This is a genomic window from Acidiplasma cupricumulans, from assembly GCF_001402935.1.
Taxonomy (GTDB): domain Archaea; phylum Thermoplasmatota; class Thermoplasmata; order Thermoplasmatales; family Thermoplasmataceae; genus Acidiplasma; species Acidiplasma aeolicum.
The window spans coordinates 1-17,673 of the sequence record NZ_LKBH01000139.1; the positions used below are offsets into that span (position 1 = coordinate 1).

General features: G+C 35.6%; 14 protein-coding genes. 11 read left to right on the top strand and 3 right to left on the bottom strand.

What is annotated here, in order from left to right; translation table 11 throughout:
* Window positions 1-57 precede the first annotated feature (57 nt).
* Window positions 58-1,401, bottom strand: coding sequence for an MFS transporter (locus tag AOG55_RS04140; RefSeq protein ID WP_048102324.1), 1,344 nt, complete (start codon window positions 1,399-1,401; stop codon window positions 58-60).
* 91 nt (window positions 1,402-1,492) lie between these two features.
* Between AOG55_RS04140 and AOG55_RS04145 the strand changes: the two genes are divergently transcribed.
* On the top strand, window positions 1,493-3,496 hold the full coding sequence (locus AOG55_RS04145) for a DUF2079 domain-containing protein (protein ID WP_055040926.1): 2,004 nt from the start codon (window positions 1,493-1,495) through the stop codon (window positions 3,494-3,496).
* A 5-nt stretch (window positions 3,497-3,501) separates the two neighbouring features.
* On the opposite strand, the gene AOG55_RS04150 is transcribed toward AOG55_RS04145, so the two are convergent.
* Complete coding sequence (locus AOG55_RS04150; RefSeq protein ID WP_055040927.1) at window positions 3,502-4,161, bottom strand: metal-dependent hydrolase; 660 nt, start codon at window positions 4,159-4,161, stop codon at window positions 3,502-3,504.
* Between the two features lie 276 nt (window positions 4,162-4,437).
* On the opposite strand from AOG55_RS04150, the gene AOG55_RS04155 reads away from it, so the two are divergent.
* The 10 genes from AOG55_RS04155 to AOG55_RS04200 all read left to right on the top strand — a co-directional run bounded on the left by AOG55_RS04155 (window position 4,438) and on the right by AOG55_RS04200 (window position 15,746).
* Window positions 4,438-5,742, top strand: a complete 1,305-nt coding sequence (locus AOG55_RS04155; protein WP_048102321.1) for an MFS transporter — start codon at window positions 4,438-4,440, stop codon at window positions 5,740-5,742.
* On the top strand, window positions 5,732-6,637 hold the full coding sequence (locus tag AOG55_RS04160; protein ID WP_162216760.1) for a P1 family peptidase: 906 nt from the start codon (window positions 5,732-5,734) through the stop codon (window positions 6,635-6,637). The genes AOG55_RS04155 and AOG55_RS04160 overlap by 11 nt, the downstream gene beginning before the upstream one ends.
* 122 nt (window positions 6,638-6,759) lie before the next feature.
* The gene (locus tag AOG55_RS04165) at window positions 6,760-7,815 is read left to right on the top strand and encodes an isocitrate/isopropylmalate dehydrogenase family protein (protein ID WP_055040929.1); all 1,056 of its coding nucleotides are present in this window, start codon (window positions 6,760-6,762) and stop codon (window positions 7,813-7,815) included.
* A 68-nt stretch (window positions 7,816-7,883) separates the two neighbouring features.
* On the top strand, window positions 7,884-8,678 hold the full coding sequence (locus AOG55_RS04170; protein ID WP_055040930.1) for an SDR family NAD(P)-dependent oxidoreductase: 795 nt from the start codon (window positions 7,884-7,886) through the stop codon (window positions 8,676-8,678).
* Window positions 8,679-8,687: 9 nt separating this feature from the next.
* A complete protein-coding gene (locus AOG55_RS04175) occupies window positions 8,688-9,953 on the top strand; it encodes a M20 family metallopeptidase (RefSeq protein WP_055040931.1) in 1,266 nt (421 codons plus the stop codon).
* A gap of 171 nt (window positions 9,954-10,124) precedes the next feature.
* Window positions 10,125-11,279: a DegT/DnrJ/EryC1/StrS family aminotransferase gene (locus AOG55_RS04180; protein ID WP_055040932.1), complete on the top strand. Its 1,155-nt coding sequence runs from the start codon at window positions 10,125-10,127 to the stop codon at window positions 11,277-11,279.
* Window positions 11,280-11,283: 4 nt separating this feature from the next.
* A complete protein-coding gene (locus AOG55_RS04185; protein WP_048102315.1) occupies window positions 11,284-12,363 on the top strand; it encodes a CBS domain-containing protein in 1,080 nt (359 codons plus the stop codon).
* 4 nt (window positions 12,364-12,367) lie between these two features.
* On the top strand, window positions 12,368-13,747 hold the full coding sequence (locus AOG55_RS04190) for a TldD/PmbA family protein (protein WP_055040933.1): 1,380 nt from the start codon (window positions 12,368-12,370) through the stop codon (window positions 13,745-13,747).
* Window positions 13,748-13,752: 5 nt separating this feature from the next.
* Window positions 13,753-15,048, top strand: a complete 1,296-nt coding sequence (locus AOG55_RS04195) for a TldD/PmbA family protein (RefSeq protein ID WP_055040934.1) — start codon at window positions 13,753-13,755, stop codon at window positions 15,046-15,048.
* A 68-nt stretch (window positions 15,049-15,116) separates the two neighbouring features.
* Window positions 15,117-15,746: a hypothetical protein gene (locus tag AOG55_RS04200; RefSeq protein ID WP_055040935.1), complete on the top strand. Its 630-nt coding sequence runs from the start codon at window positions 15,117-15,119 to the stop codon at window positions 15,744-15,746.
* Between the two features lie 137 nt (window positions 15,747-15,883).
* On the opposite strand, the gene AOG55_RS04205 is transcribed toward AOG55_RS04200, so the two are convergent.
* On the bottom strand, window positions 15,884-17,533 hold the full coding sequence (locus tag AOG55_RS04205) for an acyl-CoA dehydrogenase family protein (RefSeq protein ID WP_055040936.1): 1,650 nt from the start codon (window positions 17,531-17,533) through the stop codon (window positions 15,884-15,886).
* Window positions 17,534-17,673: the final 140 nt, after the last annotated feature.

The following is a 17,673-nucleotide window of genomic DNA, read 5'->3' on the forward strand; positions in this document are numbered from 1 at the left end:
AAATATCAAAAACTTTGCTTCCAGATAAAAATATTAATATAGTTCTATTAATTTATTTTAAGCTTCCATCTCTGTTGCCAGCTTTTCAAGTTTTTTGTTTTTTCTTATCATGAACGTAAGGGCTATTGCGATTATGACCATAAAGGTATCAAATAAATAGGAAATTTTCCAGTTTATGGCTGCAGCAATATCAAGCATAATTGTGGGACCAAAGGCCAGTGCAAGTGCTATGAAACTGAACTGAATCCCTAGAACCCTACCAAGAACAGCCTTTCCAAAGTAATCTGCTGTGTATGAGAAAAATGGCGGGAAATATAGCAGTATTGAAAAAAATCCTATTGCAGTTACCGGCAGTAATATATACGGTGATATACCGGGATTAACAAATATTAATGGAACTGTGGCAATGGTGCTTACAACCACACCGATTTTCATAATTAGCAATTTTGGATACTTTAGTGTTAACAGTCCGGAAACTATGGCACCAAGAAAGCCGGCAAAATAGGTAATTGTTGTATAAAGCCCAAGAATGCTGTTTGAGTATAACAGATAATCTGAAAAGTATGTAGGAAGCACCTCGGAATAACTTGCCCAGACAAGATTCATTATGCCTATTCCTATTATTAATCCAAGACTGTCCCTGCTGCTAAATATATATTTAAATGCATCTGATATTTTAACTGAATTTGAACTTTTAATATTTTTGTTTATTTTATCCAATGATTTATGGGATTTATACGCTTCCTCAAGTTCCCCTTCCTTTATAATTCCTGATGATAATTCATCAGAATATATTATTTTTAATTCATCCATTGTTATAAATCTTGATTCCTCCGGCCTGTCATAAACAAATAAGACCCATACTATTAAAAGGGGAATTGAAAATACAGCAAAAAGCAGAAAAACCTCATGGAAATTTCCGTGGAAAAATAAAAGGAGTGGTATGGCCACTGCAGGGGCTAAAAATGTGAAAAATGGTGATGCTGAATTTGTGATTCCAGCCCCAAGCCCCCTCTCGTGTTTTCCAAACCAGTTTCCTGTTAATTTATAAACAACAGTGTTGGTGAATGATTCAAAGATTCCGAATATTATAATTGCAGCTGCAAGCTGGGAAAAATTCCTGGAAAGGCCAACACCAATGGTTACAACAGTGAATGCAATCAATGGAAATAATCCGCCGTATCTGGCACCTATCTTATCAACTATGATCCCACCAAATAATCCCATGATTATCCCAGGCCCGCCTGAGAATATACCGAGCAGGAGTGCCTCCTGTTCAAGGCTTAAATTTAATTCCTTTCTTATTGTCGGCATTAAAACTGCAGTTTTAATCAGCTCAAAAAGCAGAAAACCAAAAAGCAAAAATGTCAGTATATCAATTATCCATCTCTGGCCTTTCATTTAAGCATATAAACCATGTGAATAAAAATATTGTTATTAAGAAATTAAAATAATGACAAAATAATTATAAGTAGTTTAATTATATGATTCAATGAATAATAAAATTGGCGGCGGTATAAACTTCATATTAAGGAAACCGGTAATAATTTTATACGCTGTCGCATCAATATTTACAATATTATTTTCATATTATTCAATTTTAAAAGCCTATAATTTTCAGGCCTATGCATGGGACCTTGGTCTTTACTCACAGGTATTTTATTCTGTTCTTAAGGGTAAATTCTTTTATACATCACTTCTGGGCTCAAGTTACCTTGCGGAGCATTTTTCACCATTTATATTCCTAATAGAAATACCATTTTATTTTTTTCCATCAGAATACACACTTTTAATAATTCAATCAATATTTCTCAGCTTTTCAATTATTCCCCTTTATTATATAACAGATGAAATTTTAACCCGGCTTGAGAATGGTTCAAAGAATAAAAGAATAAAGTGCAGCACACTTAAATTTATTTCATTTATAATGCCCGTTGCATTTATATTGTCTCCGCTTACAGAGAGCCCTGTATACTTTGATTTTCATCTTATGGTATTTATTCCATTCTTCTATTTTATGGCACTTTATTACCTTTTAAAGGCCAAAAGAGTACTATATTACATATTTCTCGCCCTGATAATATCCCTGCATTCAAATTTTATTTTCATAGCAATGATGATTATACTTATGGAAATTATTTTAAATAAAAGGGGAATAGTTACCAGGCCCAGGAAACTTAGCAATGGCATGTATTTTGGCATATCATTTGCAGTACTATTTTCCTATTATATACTAGCCGGATTCCTGAAATCCTATATTGGGCATATACCTGAGGCAACATACCTTATTATAGGCGGTTCAGGCAGCGTTTCAAGGAGCCTAACCGGATTTTTAACAGTGCTGTTTTATAATCCAGAAAAAATAATATCAGTTCTTGTTGCGAATTATGATATAAAAATACTGTTTCTTATACTAGGATTCCTGGCTGTTGATTTTCTTTTTATAGAATATCCAGCAGGGCTGCTACCCGCACTTCCATATTTTGCATATGCAATGCTTTCAACATATATACCATATTATTTCATAGGCTTTCAGTATTCAATGATGTTTATACCATTTGTTTTTATTGCCGGTATTTTTGGAATATATGTAATATTAGAAAAAATTGATATTTCCCCAAACTTTAAAAAAATTAAAAAATATTTTAAGAATTCAATGCTGGTAATAGTATTATTTAGCATAATTGGATTTGCCATACTGAGCCCGCTATCACCAGCATCCATGGAGCCCGCAAACATTGGTTATTTCAGTGGAAATAATAAAAACATCAATGTGGCCAAAATAAATTTTATGCATGAAATAAAGGGCATAATTAATAATAATTCATCATTAATAACAGGAAATAATATCTTCCCTGAATTTTACAAAAATTACAATGCAACCGCATTCCCTGATGCAACAATTTCCGAAAAGGTTCCATACTATAAATACCTTATAGCAGATTTCTCGGATTCACAGACATATGTAAAAAATTCACAGAATATAAGCCTTGCTGAACTGGCACAGGAATACATATCAAGTGGCTTATATGGGATACTGGCAGAGGGTTACGGCATTATGGTTTTGAAATTAAATTATACTGGAAGTCCGGAATTATATGTTCCATCAAACAATAATTACAGTTATAATTATTTTCAGACAGTTAATGGCATCTCGGAGGGGCCTTTTATAAATAAAAATACATCATATTTTGGTAAGCTGGATGATAATGCATTAAACATCTATGATTCAAATAAAACATATCTTCTTCCGGGGAATTATAGCATTACATTTACATTAAACAGCACAGTGGAGAAAAACACGACATTTATAATAAAATTTAACTCCGGGAAATGCGTTGTTTTAAACAAAACAGTAAATAATGATTTAAACCGGGATTATATAACATTTTCAATAAATGTTAAAAATTTTTACAGCAATGTTATTTATATTGCATACCTTAAAAATCAGGATGTAAATATTAAAAATATAAAAATAACACAGCTAAACGCCTAAAATTATTATAATGTATATTCATCACCGGGGTTAAGTATAACAACCTTTGTATATTTATCAGAAAGTTCCTTGAATTTTTTTGGGTCCGCATCTATTGCAGGAAATGTACCGTAATGCATTGGGAATGTAATTTTTGCACCAATGAGTTCTGCAGCCCTTGCCGCCTCCATCGGTCCCATAGTGTAGAATCCACCTATTGGAAGCATTGCAATATCAGGATGGTAAAATTCTTTTATGTACTTCATATCACCAAAAAAGGCAGTATCCCCTGCATGATATATTGTCACACCATTCTTTCTAATTATAAATCCGGATTCATTTCCACTGTGCACGGCATTTACCATGCCAATGGATATGTCCCCAAGATCACTTAAGGATCCCTTATTCATTCCAATAATATTTTCATCAGGGAATCCATCCTTATCAGGATACATTGTTAGTTCGTATATTCCTATAACCTTTGCATTGTTGTTCCTTGCAATTTTGAAGGCATCATTTATATGGTCGAAATGATTATGCGTAACAAGCACATATTTTACGTCCTTAATTTCATCAGCGCGCACAGGCGCCTTTGGATTCCCTGTTAAAAACGGGTCTATTATTATTCTAAGATCTCCAAAATCTATAAGCCAGCATGCATGACTTAACCATTTTATTTTTATCATAAAAACAATAATTCAAATTAATACAAAAAATTATTTATGTAATTTTACAAGTTTTAATTATGATTTACAATTAGGTCGCCAGCCCATTATTTTTGGTTTAATCTAAATCTATGCCAGAAATAAGTGTTAAAAATAGCTGAATTTTTCTATTATTTAAAATAATCACTTCATATGATTTGAAATTACATAAAAAAACCAAAATGCATAAATTTTTAATATGATGTTATATTTCGTTGCAAAAAATAAATTTATATACACATCGTGTGTATGATTAACATGGCAGTTTATGGTTTAAATAAACAGAGATGGTTTCAGGTAATTTCGGCATATTCAGGATGGTTAATGGATGGCTATACAACAATTGCATATGCACTTGTTGCGGTTACAGTTTCAACTGTGTTTTTCCCAAGCACCATTGGCATATACGGGCTTATTGCCACATTTGGCGGGCTTGCCGTTGAGGAAATAGCAAGGCCTGTGGGTTCTGTGGCACTTGGAAATTTTTTGGGGGATAGAATAGGAAGAAAAAACATGTTAACAATAACAATAGTCGGTTTTTCAGTTTTTGCTGCATCAAAGGGACTCCTGCCATCTTATAAATCAATAGGCATACTTGCACCCGTTTTGCTTTATATTATTCTGTTTATAGAGGGGACATTTGCAGGGGCGGAATACGGTGGTGGCACCACGCTTTCAATGGAGGACATACCTGCAGCAAAAAGGGCACCAATAGGAGCTTTTGTTCAGAGTGGTTATGGAACTGGATTTTTTATAGTTTCCTTTGTTTTTGCAGCGCTTTCATCATATTATGGCAAAACAGAATTTGCAATAATAGGCTGGAGGGTTTTATTTTATACAACAATTATCCCTGGGATGCTAACCCTAATAATAAGGTATATAACATCTGAAACAACTGTTTTTGATGATATGAAAAAAAATAAGGAGGTTTTAAGGGAGCCGGTTGTTGGACTTTTCAAAAAGGGTGGTAAACCACTAATATTCGCACTAATTTTTACCTCCGGTCTATTATTCATAAATACCGTTACATTTTCATTTTATCCGGCCCTTTTATCAATACTTAATCCTGCAATGAGCAATACAAAGGTTGGAACATATAATGCACTGATTAATCTTGTATCATTATTTGGTGTTTGGATTGGCGGGATTACAGCGCTCTTAATAGTTGGAAGGAAAAAAAGCATACTTGTATATTCATTAATTTTCATCATTTTAACATACCCAATTGCATTCCTTGCGTTTAGGGGCGGTGCAATAAATGATTTAATAGCATTCAGTGTACAGGCCTTCTTTGAGGCAATGATATTCTCAACGCTTCCCGCATTTCTGGCAGAGTCCTTTGGCAAGCAGTTCAGGACCACAGGGGTGGGATTTGCCTACAATGGTGGTGCCGTCTTTGGTGGATTTGCAATAAGCATAGTACTCTTCTTTTCAACCTTTATGCACAGTTTATTTGCTGCATGGACACTCTGGCTATTCCTTGCTGAATTAATCATGGTTTCAGGCATGCTGCTCTCCGCAGAAACATTTAGGCATGGGGCACCTGATAGAATTGCAGACTAAAATTATGGAAATGGGCATAGATGGATTTAGCATATGCGGTTACACTGACATTAACAGGAATTCCGGAATGACAATGCTTCTGTGCGACAGGCCAAACACATCAGGAATTTTTCAATCAGGTGGTTCCCCGGCAAGCCATGAAATCTCGCTGCTTAACTCAAACCACAGGCCGGACTACTCCATTGATGGGATATTAATGACAGGCAGAAGCGTATTTGGCCTTGCACTTATATCTGAGGTATACCGTTATTTAAGGAACATTAATGCTGGTTCCAGGCTTGATGATAATTACATTCCAATTGTTCCCGCTGCAGCCATATACGACCTTGATGTCAATGGAGAAATTCCTGACCGTGAATGGATTGAAAGGGCATTTAAAACCATTGGAAAAAATATACCAGTTGGCCCATTTTGGGGAGGCACAGGTGCAACAGTGAGCAAGTACAGCAATGGAAGGCGGATTAGGTCTGGACAGGGTTATTATGAAATTTCACTAAATAATGTCAGGGTCGGCGTCTATGTTATATTAAATAGCCTTGGCGACGTTTATGACCTAAATGGCCGGAACCTAACAAATAAAAATATTGGGTCTCTTAATAAATTAAAAGAGAAAATTATTGAAGGAACAATATGGAATGAATTTACAAGAGATTTTAAATTTAATACAACCATTTCGGCTGTTATAACAAATGCAATAATATCTCACAGTGAGGCAAATTATATAGCAGAGGCTGCAAATTTTGGTCTTGCCTCAAGAATATGGCCATACAGTACCTCACTAGATGGCGATACCGTGTTTTGTGTATCATCATGCAAATATACTGAACAAGTTGACAAAATTGCAGAAATGGCCAGAATGGCCGCAGAATTGGCTGTTCTTTCAATATTTTTTTAGGGCCTAATTGTAGATTATTAAGAAGACATCATGGCATCAGAACTTTTTTAATGATATTCTGCAATGATTATATTTTGTGTTTAAATAAAAAATAATTAATACATTATTGGTTTATTATCATCATGGATGTAATGGTTTTGAATGGGGATGGCATTGGACCGGAGATTATGAACGCGGCAATTAAAATAATAAATAAACTGCATGAGAATTTTGGATTAAATATAAATCCTGTTGAATATGACATTGGTGCAGTAACACTTGATAATGGTAAATGGGACCTTGATCATATACTGGATGAGGCACGTAAGTATAAGGCAATATTAAAGGCGCCAATGGGAGATCCAAAGCTGAGGAATACTGGTGGAACAGAGAAGGCACTTGACGTTATTTTATCACTTAGATTTGACCTGGACCTGTATGCAAATGTCAGGCCGGTCAGGCTTTTACCAGGTGTTGAATCACCATTAAAGTCTTATAATAATCCGGATTCAATAAATTATACGATTATAAGGGAAAACAGCGAGGGCCTTTACTCAAGCCATTTTGGCGGCCTTGTGCTCAGGGATGAACTGGCCATAGATAACCAAACAATAACCAGAAAGGGCACTGAAAGGATATCAAGATTTGCATTTGAGCTTGCCAAAAAAACAAAGGGTTCCCCAAAAGATGGGAAAAAATCAGTTGTTTGTGTTGATAAAAGCAATGTGCTAAGATCCTTTGCGTTCTTCAGAAAGATTTTTTCTGAGGTTTCATCCAGATATGATGAAATCGTTGCGAAATATATGTATGCAGATGCCATGGCCCAGCACATGATAATAAGGCCTGATGAACTAAATGTCATTGTTACAGAGAATATGTTTGGTGATGTGCTTTCAGATCTTGGTGCGGCCACAGTTGGGGGGCTTGGATTTGCATACAGCGGTAATATATCTGATAATATGGGGATGTTCGAACCTGTCCATGGAAGTGCTCCGGATATAGCAGGAAGGAATATTGCAAATCCCACGGCCATGATTATGTCCACCTCCATGATGCTGGACTGGCTTGGATTTGGTAAATTTAGTAAGATTATTGAGGATTCACTATTCAATGCAATAAGGTCAGGTGTAAGGACACCGGATATGGGCGGCAATGCAACAACATCCTATTTTACTGAATCAATATTAAAAAATATGTAAAATTATTTATTTGGTTTAAATAAAAAACAATATATATAAATTATCATTATTTTTACAGAGGTATTTTTATGGATGATAACAAACTTTTCAGTGTAAGCGGTAATACAGCACTTGTCATCGGCGCCGCTAGCGGTATTGGCCTTGCAATATCTCGTCTTTACTCAGCTCTTGGCGGGAATGTCATGATGGCCGATTATGACATAAACAGGCTTTCTGGGGAGGCAAAAAAATTAATTGGCGAAAATAAAAAAGTTGAATTTATGCCTGTTGATATAAGGTCTGGTGAAAGCATACATGACCTTGTTGAAAGAACAGAAAAAAAATTTGGAAGAATAGATGCAGGCTTTATCACACCCGGAATAAATATAAGAAAAAAATTCCTGGATTATGCAGACGATGAGTTTCAAACAGTTATAAACCTTAATTTAAAGGGCAATTTCATGGCCATGCGGGAGATTGCGAAATCAATGATCGGTAAAAACGTTGCGGGGAGCATTGTGGTTCTCTCATCAATAAGAAGCATTGTTGTTGAGCCCGGACAGTCAGCATACGCTGCCACAAAGGCCGGCCTTGTACAGCTTGTCAGGGGCCTCTGCTCCGAGGTTGGGAAAAATAACATAAGGGTTAATGCCATAGCACCCGGGGTTGTGGACACACCATTGACACAGCAGATAAAAAAGGATCCGGACTGGTACAGGGCGTACAGTGAGAGAAGCGCACTTAACAGATGGGCATCCGTTGATGAAATAGCAGGCCCGGCAGTGTTCCTGACCATGCCTGCAGCATCATTTATAGATGGCACGGTAATATTCGTTGACGGGGGCTGGACTGCCATAGATGGAAGATTCGAGCCAAAATTATAGGTAATAATCATGGAAGATGTAATATCAAGACTTAAAAATAATGCAGATAACATAATGGATGATGCTGTAAATTTTCTTGGGCAAATGGTTGAAATACCCACAGAAAATCCCCCGGGATCTAATTATGAGGAATTTGCAAAGCTTTTTTCAGAAAAATTGAACTCAGAGGGGTACAGTTCAAGAATCATTGAGGTTCCAGAAAACCGGCTTCCAGAGTTGTGCCAGTTTGGAACAGGCCCAAGGCCATCAGTTATTGGCCTTAAGGGAAATGGAAAACTCAAAATTACCCTGAATGGCCATTATGATGTTGTTCCTGCCGGAACAGGATGGAAAACCGATCCATTCAAGCCTTTAATAAGCAATTCATATCTTTATGGCAGGGGGTCAAGTGATATGAAGGGTGGTCTGGCAATGCAAATTTATGCCATTAAGCTCTTGGAAAATACAGTTGGGCAGATATTTGATAAAATAAGCATCATGCAAACAGCAGTGCCTGACGAGGAAACAGTTGGAAATAAAAATGCAGGAATGTATTATTTAATGGAATCCAAAATAATCTCCCGGGAAAATACAGATTTTGTTATATTTACAGAGCCACTGGGCGTGGATAACATATGCTATGGCCACCGTGGTGCAATATTTATCACAGTAAAGGTCTTTGGCAGGAAAAGCCATGGGTCAATGGCATATCTGGGCAAGGATGCAATTTCAGGTGCAGTTGATCTGATAACACTTTTAAATAAGTATTCAAGGGACCTTGAGATGTCAAGAATTTCAAAATATAATATTATACCAGAGGGTTCAAAAAAACCTGGTATGGCAATTGGCTATTTAAGATGCGGTACATGGGCAAATACAATTGCAGATGAATGTGAGTTTTCAGTTTACAGAAGGTTAATACCTGAGGAAAACCTTAATGATGAAAGGGATAAATTATATGAATTGATAAAAAGCTTTGGAAGGAGCTCACGATATGACATTGAAATAAAGGAACATTATATAACTGACTCAATTCTGGAGGACAAAGATGGAAAATATTATAAACTATTTATAAAGGGTTTTGAAATGGCAAATGGAAAAAAGCCATCACTGGTACTATCACCGGGAACATTTGACATGAGGTTTACAAATCATTATGGAATTCCGTCGCTTAATTATGGCCCTGGCATACTTGAGGAATCACACATGAATGACGAGAAGATTTCCCTTGAGGATTTAAGGCAGGGCATTATAACACTGGCATCGGGAATATATTCAATGGCATACAATTATTAAAATTATTTTTAAAAAATCGTTATATGGTAATATCAAAATTGTATAAAATAAAATTTAACCATTCCCTGATTATGATAATATCACGTTAATTACAAATATGGTTTATATGAAATAACTTCAAATTCAATTTAATTTTAAAATAATATTTATAAAATGTTGGAATAATGTCCCATGTCTGTATTGGACCTTATTATGAGACATAATGCATACCGGAATTCTGTTATAAATATGCAGGCATCTGAAAATATGCTGAGCCCAAACGTGAAACTCGCAATGTCATCAGACCTTGGATCCAGATATTCATTGGAAATAAACGGTGATAATATATACGGTGGAACAAGATACATGGAGGAAATTTATACGGAGACCCATGAAAATATAAAAAAACTGTTTAAATCTGAATATGCCGAGGCCAGGCCACTATCAGGGCACATTGCTGCAGAAATATCCATACTTTCCATTTTAAATAAAAGAAAGATCATGGCAATACCTGAAGATAATGGCGGATATCCTGGATATTTTGGCGGAAATCTTGACCGCATACTGAACTTCAAATCTGTTCCGGTACCAATGGAGGGTTATAAAATAAATTATGATGGACTGGAAAATGTGGCATCCAGTGAAAAACCGGATGCAATTATACTGGGCCAGTCAGTTTTTATTAGGCATTATGACCTTAAAAGAATAAGAGAAATATGTGATAAATATGAAATAAAATTACTATATGATGCATCACACGTACTTGGGCTTATTGCAGGTGGCGCATTTCAGGATGATGCAATGAAATATTCAGATATTTTGTATGGTTCCACACATAAAACATTCTTTGGGCCGCAGGGTGGGATAATAATGACAAATGATAATAAATTATTTGATAAAATAGAGGAAAATTCAATTTTTAAAACATTCGATAATTTTAATTTATCAAGATTTGCCGGCCTTTCCATTGCAGTGGAAGAGATGCTTAAATTTGGTCAGGAATATGCCGGCAATGTTGTTAAAAACACCAGGAACCTGGCACACAGCATGGCAAAAAATGGAAACATGATCCAGCCCGGCACGGAGGATACAGAAACACACCAGATAATATTAAATGAAAATTATTTAAAAACCCATGGATTTAATTTTATAACATTTTCTGAAGAAATGGAAAAAAGCAAAATTATAATAGACAGGGTTGGCAGGGTTGGTACACAGGAAATAACAAGATATAATATAAGCTGCATGGATTTAATATCAGACATTTTTTATGGTATATCCAATAAATTAAATATGTCGAATGAAATTAACAATATAATAGATAAAATGAGTTTAAAATACTGGTGATAAAATGCAGGTTGAGGAATTAATGACAAGGGATCTTGTGACAATTGAAAAGGATGCGACAGTTTCTGAGGCAATTTCAAAAATGAATACAAATGACATCCAGCAGCTTCCAATAGTGGATAATAAAAAATATGTGGCAATGCTAACCTATAAAAATATACTTAGAAGGGGAAGCATTAAGACAAATTCCAAGGTTTATAATTTTTCAATCAATACCCCTGTTGTTGGGGAAAAGGCTGATGTAATAGAGGCTGTAAGGTTAATAAAGGAGAGCGGGCTTAATTCAATACCCGTTGTTGAAAAGGGCATTCTTAAGGGCATAATAACAAGAACAGATATTATAAAAAATCTTGAACAAATAATATCAAATGCAAAAAATATAAAAAATTTCGAAATAATGAATTCGGACGTTGTAACCGTTGAGGAAAACGAGGATATCGAGGTTGCGGCAGATAGAATAAGGCAGCTGGACGAGTATGAAATACCTGTAACAAAAAATGGAAAGCTTACCGGCATCTTAAGGGCCAGGGAAATAATCAATTACGCAGTTATGGATAAGGAAAAAATCACCTATGGTGAATACACATCGGGAAAATCAAAGGTTGAGGTTGTTGTGTCATCACTTATGGATTCACCGGTTTATGTTGATGAGGATTCAAATGTGCTTGATACTGTAAATGTACTTCTTAAAAATGGCCTTCATATAGTTCCGGTTGTGGATAAAAACATGAAGGTTACAGGGATCATAGGCATATCTGATATAATCAATATAATTGAAACCGGATCAGAGGAGGGTTTCTTTATAGAGGTTTCTGGCCTTGACCAGGATGACCGCGATCTATATGATATAACATATTTTATGGCAGACAAGTTCATTAAAAATGTGTGCAGGATAATTGGAAACACAGGTAAATTAATATTCAACATTAGGAAATACAAAACAGAGGGCAGGGGAAAATACTCTGTTAGAACAAAATTAATCACGCCAAAGATGACAATGGAAAGGGATGACGCTGACTACAATTACGGAAAATGCATAAGCAGAATTTTAAAAAATTATGAATCAACAATAAAAGAAAAATGATTTTATGGAATTTGCAGATAAAATTTTAAGTTATTTGGAAAGGCAATCCGAATACTGTGAGGTAAGATTTATACAATCCAGTGAGAATTATTACCATTATAATAATGGCAAGTATACAGGGTCCGGCCTTTCTGAGGATTCTGGATATGCTGTAAGGGTTCAAAACGGATCAATATCCATGGGGTTTTTTAATGATGACAATTTTGATGCCATAAGGGATAAACTTGATGCTGTAATAAAAAAATCCAGATTAAAGGGAAAGAACAAAATTGACCAGGGTGGTGGCACAAGGGATGCATGGAGCGAAAATGGAAAAAAAGCAGTTACAGATTTCCCGGATTCTGAAAAAATTGATATTTTAAAATCCGCAGATGCCTTAATGGATAATGCCGGTGCCAGCCTAAGAATGAACGCCCTTCATGATAGGCAAATAAAACAATTTTATATTAATTCATCGGGAACAGAGATTAATTCAGAATACTCAAGGATATACTATGTATACAATGCTGGAGTCTACGATTCAGGATCATTTGAGGAGACATATAATGAATTTGGCTATACCGGCGGATATGAGAATCTACTTGAACTAAATCTGGAAGATATAATAAAAAATGATATTAAGTCAATTCAGGGTGCAATAAGGTCCCACAGGCCGGAGCCAGGCAAGTACGATGTTGTAATAGGGCCGGATATAAGCGGTATAGCCGCACATGAGTCTGCCGGCCATCCCATGGAATATGACCGTATTTCAGGAAGGGAGTCCGCACAGGCAGGCGAATCATTTATAAGGCCTGATAATTATCCTCTAAAAATAGGAAGCAGTGCAGTGAATATCATAGACGATCCCAATGTTGCAAAAAGCTTCGGCTATTATAAATATGATGATGAGGGAATTAGGGCCAAAAAAAGGTATTTGTATAAAAACGGGTACACATCAGAATTTATTTTAAACAGGGAAAGTGCGGGATTAAACAATTCAAAGTCAAATGGCGGTGGCAGGTCCTCAGACTGGGATATGGAGCCACTTGCAAGAATGAGCACAACCTATCTTGAGCCTGGGGATTATACATTCGATGAATTAATAGAGGATATAAGGAATGGAATATACATAAAAAATTATACCGAATGGAATATAGATGATATAAGATTTAATGAAAAATATGTTGGCAGGGAGGCATATATAATAAAGAACGGCAAAATTATGGAACAGGTTAGAAGGCCTGTGATAGAAACAAACACAGTAAAATTTTATACATCCATGGATGCAGTAGGAAATGATTTAAAATTCAGTGCCGGCATATGCGGAAAGGGAGACCCCGAGCAGGGTGTTGATGTCTGGATGGGAGGTCCCCATGCAAGGCTCAGGAATATGTATATAAAGTGATTCCCATGGATATTTTATACATATCAGAAAGGCTTGCCGAAATCTGTGATGAGTATTCAATAATTGAATTAAGAGATGATACCGAGGAATTGAGGTTTTCAAATAACACCATGGACATATTTAACAGGTGGTTTGATTCAGGAATAAAGATATTTGCATCCAGGGGAAAGAAAATAGCAGAGGCATCATTTAATGCAATTAACCTAAACTATGATTATATAATAGACAGAATAAAACGGATGCTGTCAATAAGCCCTGATTACATTTCATATAATGGCATTAATCCTGAGAAAAATGATTATAATATGGAAATAACAAACTTTGAAAGGAGGGACATATACGATATTTCACAGCAGCTCATAGACGCATCATTAAAAAACGGTGCTGAAAGGTCTGCAGGTGTAATTTATCAATCATATGAAACGGTTCATGTTAAAACACCTTACAATGATGAAAAATTTTCAAGGCCCGGAATGGAGATTGTTTTGAGGTCCTTTAAGGGAAATTTATCAGGCCAGGAGAACTATCATTTTGGCCCCGGTTCAATTAAAAATATTGATCCCTACAGCATGGTAAATGCTGCAGTTCTTCCACTGCAGTCACAATATGATAATCTGGATATTCCTGAGGGGAAATATGATGTTATAATGTCCCCAAATGTAATTGGAAATCTTCTTTCATACAGCTCAGGTTTTTTCTCATTTTTTAACATAGAATCAGGAAGCAGCCCTTTTAAGAATATGCTGGACAAAAATGTAGCCTCAGGTTATGTTAATCTAAGCGATGAGCCCGCGAATATAAATGGCGTTGGTTTCAATCCTGTTGATGATGAGGGCACATTGACAAAGAATCTTGAAATAATAAAAAATGGTACACTTAAAACATACCTGCATTCATATACCACTGCCATGGAGGCCGGCACAAAAACCACAGGAAATGCCGGGATAATATATCCACATGCATGGCAGCTGCACATGCATGGTGGGAATAATAAATTTGATGATATAATTAATTCTGTTGACCATGGAATATTTATAAATAATGCATGGTACACAAGATTCCAGGACGAGGAGAATGGAATATTCTCAACGGTTCCAAGGGACGGTATATTTCTTATAAACAATGGAAAAATTAGCAAGGCCATTGGTGGAATAAGGATAAGTGATTCAATACCCAATATACTTAAAAATATTAAAAAGGTTTCATCCGAGGAAAAGTATGTAAAATGGTGGGATGAGATATCGCCATCAATCATGCCCTATGTTCTTGCTGAGGATGTTAACATTACAAAAGGGTTTTAATTTTCTTAAATTGAAATACCTAAATAATTTGCAAATAAAGTTTTATAGCAATAAACAATCCTAGTTTTATGCTTATTACATCAAGGGCATTTGTGGAAATATCCGTTATTATCATCCTGCTTCTGACAGCCGGACTTACCGCAGTTATTTTTATGAAGTACCAGAAAAATCATGGCCTGCACCTTTTGTACTGGGGACTGGGCCTTCTCGTCTTTGTTATTTCAGTATTCCTTGAGCTTTTAATGGCTGCGGGGATATTCTCCAGATTTTTAATAGATTTATACCTGTTTCTGGTTGCAATACTGGTTGATTTCCTTGCCATGGGGTCATTCGCACTCTTTGGGAATAAAAAATACCTTAATTATTATTATTTATATACAGGACTTGCATCCATATTTTTGCTTATTACACTGATAATATATCCGGTTGGGAAAATTATAATACACCATATTGTTTTTGGTCCACTCCCATTGATGGTTGTGGTTTCTTCATCGTTTGTAAGTTTTCCGGCAGCGTTTTTCATCATTTTAATAGCGGCATTAAGCTATAAAAAATCCAGAAACATAAAACTCCTGAGCATAATTGCTGGCGTCATTGTCGTAAGCATTGCCGGAACACTTTACATAGCGGCAATACCTGTATTTCTTTACTACGCTGAATTTATAGGTATTTTGCTTCTATGGATAGGGTTTAAATAAATGATATATGGTTATCAAAAATTAATAACCAGTATTAATTAAGATAATTTTAATTATATTAGGGCAATTAAAATTATTCTCATCTTTTTGGTAATAATGGCATTATTTTTCACATTATATGTTAAAAAAGGTATTTATCACCTGTTTTTAATCAGCCTTTCAGGACCCTCAATATTTATAAGTGAATCGCACAGTGACAGCACATCATTATCATAATCAATTTTCTTTACATACCTTTGAAAATAGAGATTACCTGCTGTGATAAAATCGTTATTTCCTGTCTTATTGCCAATGTAAATTAGAAGAATGCTGGCCATTGAATTGCCGATTGAATCCATTAAATACTTTGCATGAAACTGAGATGCTATATCATCCATGGATAAAATCCTGTCAATGGATTCATTAATAATGCTGTAGCATGAACTGGCAATTTCCCTGCCATCTTTAATTTCATTCACCATTTTATTAAAGTCCTGAAGCATTTTAATGTGTGCCTCCTTCCTCTTTATTGCCTCAAGCATATCAAGTGCCTGTATATTGCTTGCACCCTCCCATATGGGTGTTATTAAAGCCTCCCTGTGCCACCGTTCTATTGGAAACTCGGACAAAAATCCTATACCTCCATGAAGTTCAGTGGCCATCTCTGTAATAATTGATGATGACTCTGCTGTAATGTTTTTTACAATATGCGTCATTAACCTTGCATAATTATAATCACCATCATATGGTGGTTCAGATTTTATCGATTTATTAAAGAGGTCAATGGTTTTAAACGTCAGTGCAATGGAACCCTCCAAGAGTATCTCCATATCCAGCAAATCCCTTTTAATTCCAGGATGTTCAATTAGAAGTGATCCAAATGTTTTTCTCTTCATTGAATAATAATAGGCCTCTAAATAAGCCTTTCTTGCTATTCCGCATGCCGCTGCAGCATTATCAAGCCTTGAAACCATTAGATCTTCAGTTATATAATAGATTCCGCGACCTGCATCACCAAGCATCTGGGCCTCAGATCTGTTTAGTTCAACCTCACCGGATGGCACACTCTTTGTGGCGCTTTTTTCCTTGAGCCGCCTGACATGGTAATTTAAATCACCATTAATATTCCTTCTTGGCAGCACAAAAAGTGATAACCCCTTTGCACCATGGTTTCCATCATGAAATGCAGATGTTAATGACACATCGGCAAGGCCCGCATTGCTTGCAAAGTATTTATCTCCGGTAAGATACCACATATTATTCTGTAATTCTGCCACTGTCCTATTTGCACCAAGGTCACTGCCCCCCTGTATTTCGGTAAACCATGTTGCACCAAGCATTATATTATCTGAATCACCAATAAGGTCAGAAACATAATCATTGAAGGCGCCATTGCCATACTTGTGCAGGGCATATGCGGTTTGATGTGTAAGTGTTATTATACAGTATATTCCAGGATCTGCAACAAGATAACCCATTGCATAATGTTCTATTATGGATTTTCCATGAAAATAGGGCCTATTTATGCCAAAGTCCTTAATTAGTTTTTCAATGGCCTGCTTTTCCATGGTATCTATAAGAACGCTGTCTATTCTATCACCGTCTATTCCCCACATTTTAAGTGCCGGTGGTGATATTTTATCTATATAATCTGTAATTTCATAGAGTTCCTTTCCGGCATATAAACCAAGCTGGTCAAGGTTTAATCTTTTTCCAGCATAAAATTCAAGGATTTTCTGGAATGGCTTATCTATTTCATAATGGTTCATCCCATAAATATTTGATATATGACTGTATGTATCGTCCATAATAATTTAAATGGTTATAGATATATAAAAATATTTAAAAGGAATAATGTGCTGGATTAATATATAACATAAACAGTTGTTATGTTAAGCCTGCCATAATGAAATTATTGATAATATGTGATAAATATCATTATAAAATA

Bases quoted from the DNA above. Each gene is read 5' to 3' on its own strand.
- AOG55_RS04140 (WP_048102324.1), bottom strand. From the start codon at position 1,401: ATGAAAGGCCAGAGATGGATAATTGATATACTGACATTTTTGCTTTTT.
- AOG55_RS04145 (WP_055040926.1), top strand. From the start codon at position 1,493: ATGAATAATAAAATTGGCGGCGGTATAAACTTCATATTAAGGAAACCG.
- AOG55_RS04150 (WP_055040927.1), bottom strand. From the start codon at position 4,161: ATGATAAAAATAAAATGGTTAAGTCATGCATGCTGGCTTATAGATTTT.
- AOG55_RS04155 (WP_048102321.1), top strand. From the start codon at position 4,438: ATGGCAGTTTATGGTTTAAATAAACAGAGATGGTTTCAGGTAATTTCG.
- AOG55_RS04165 (WP_055040929.1), top strand. From the start codon at position 6,760: ATGGATGTAATGGTTTTGAATGGGGATGGCATTGGACCGGAGATTATG.
- AOG55_RS04170 (WP_055040930.1), top strand. From the start codon at position 7,884: ATGGATGATAACAAACTTTTCAGTGTAAGCGGTAATACAGCACTTGTC.
- AOG55_RS04175 (WP_055040931.1), top strand. From the start codon at position 8,688: ATGGAAGATGTAATATCAAGACTTAAAAATAATGCAGATAACATAATG.
- AOG55_RS04180 (WP_055040932.1), top strand. From the start codon at position 10,125: ATGTCTGTATTGGACCTTATTATGAGACATAATGCATACCGGAATTCT.
- AOG55_RS04185 (WP_048102315.1), top strand. From the start codon at position 11,284: ATGCAGGTTGAGGAATTAATGACAAGGGATCTTGTGACAATTGAAAAG.
- AOG55_RS04190 (WP_055040933.1), top strand. From the start codon at position 12,368: ATGGAATTTGCAGATAAAATTTTAAGTTATTTGGAAAGGCAATCCGAA.
- AOG55_RS04195 (WP_055040934.1), top strand. From the start codon at position 13,753: ATGGATATTTTATACATATCAGAAAGGCTTGCCGAAATCTGTGATGAG.
- AOG55_RS04200 (WP_055040935.1), top strand. From the start codon at position 15,117: ATGCTTATTACATCAAGGGCATTTGTGGAAATATCCGTTATTATCATC.
- AOG55_RS04205 (WP_055040936.1), bottom strand. From the start codon at position 17,533: ATGGACGATACATACAGTCATATATCAAATATTTATGGGATGAACCAT.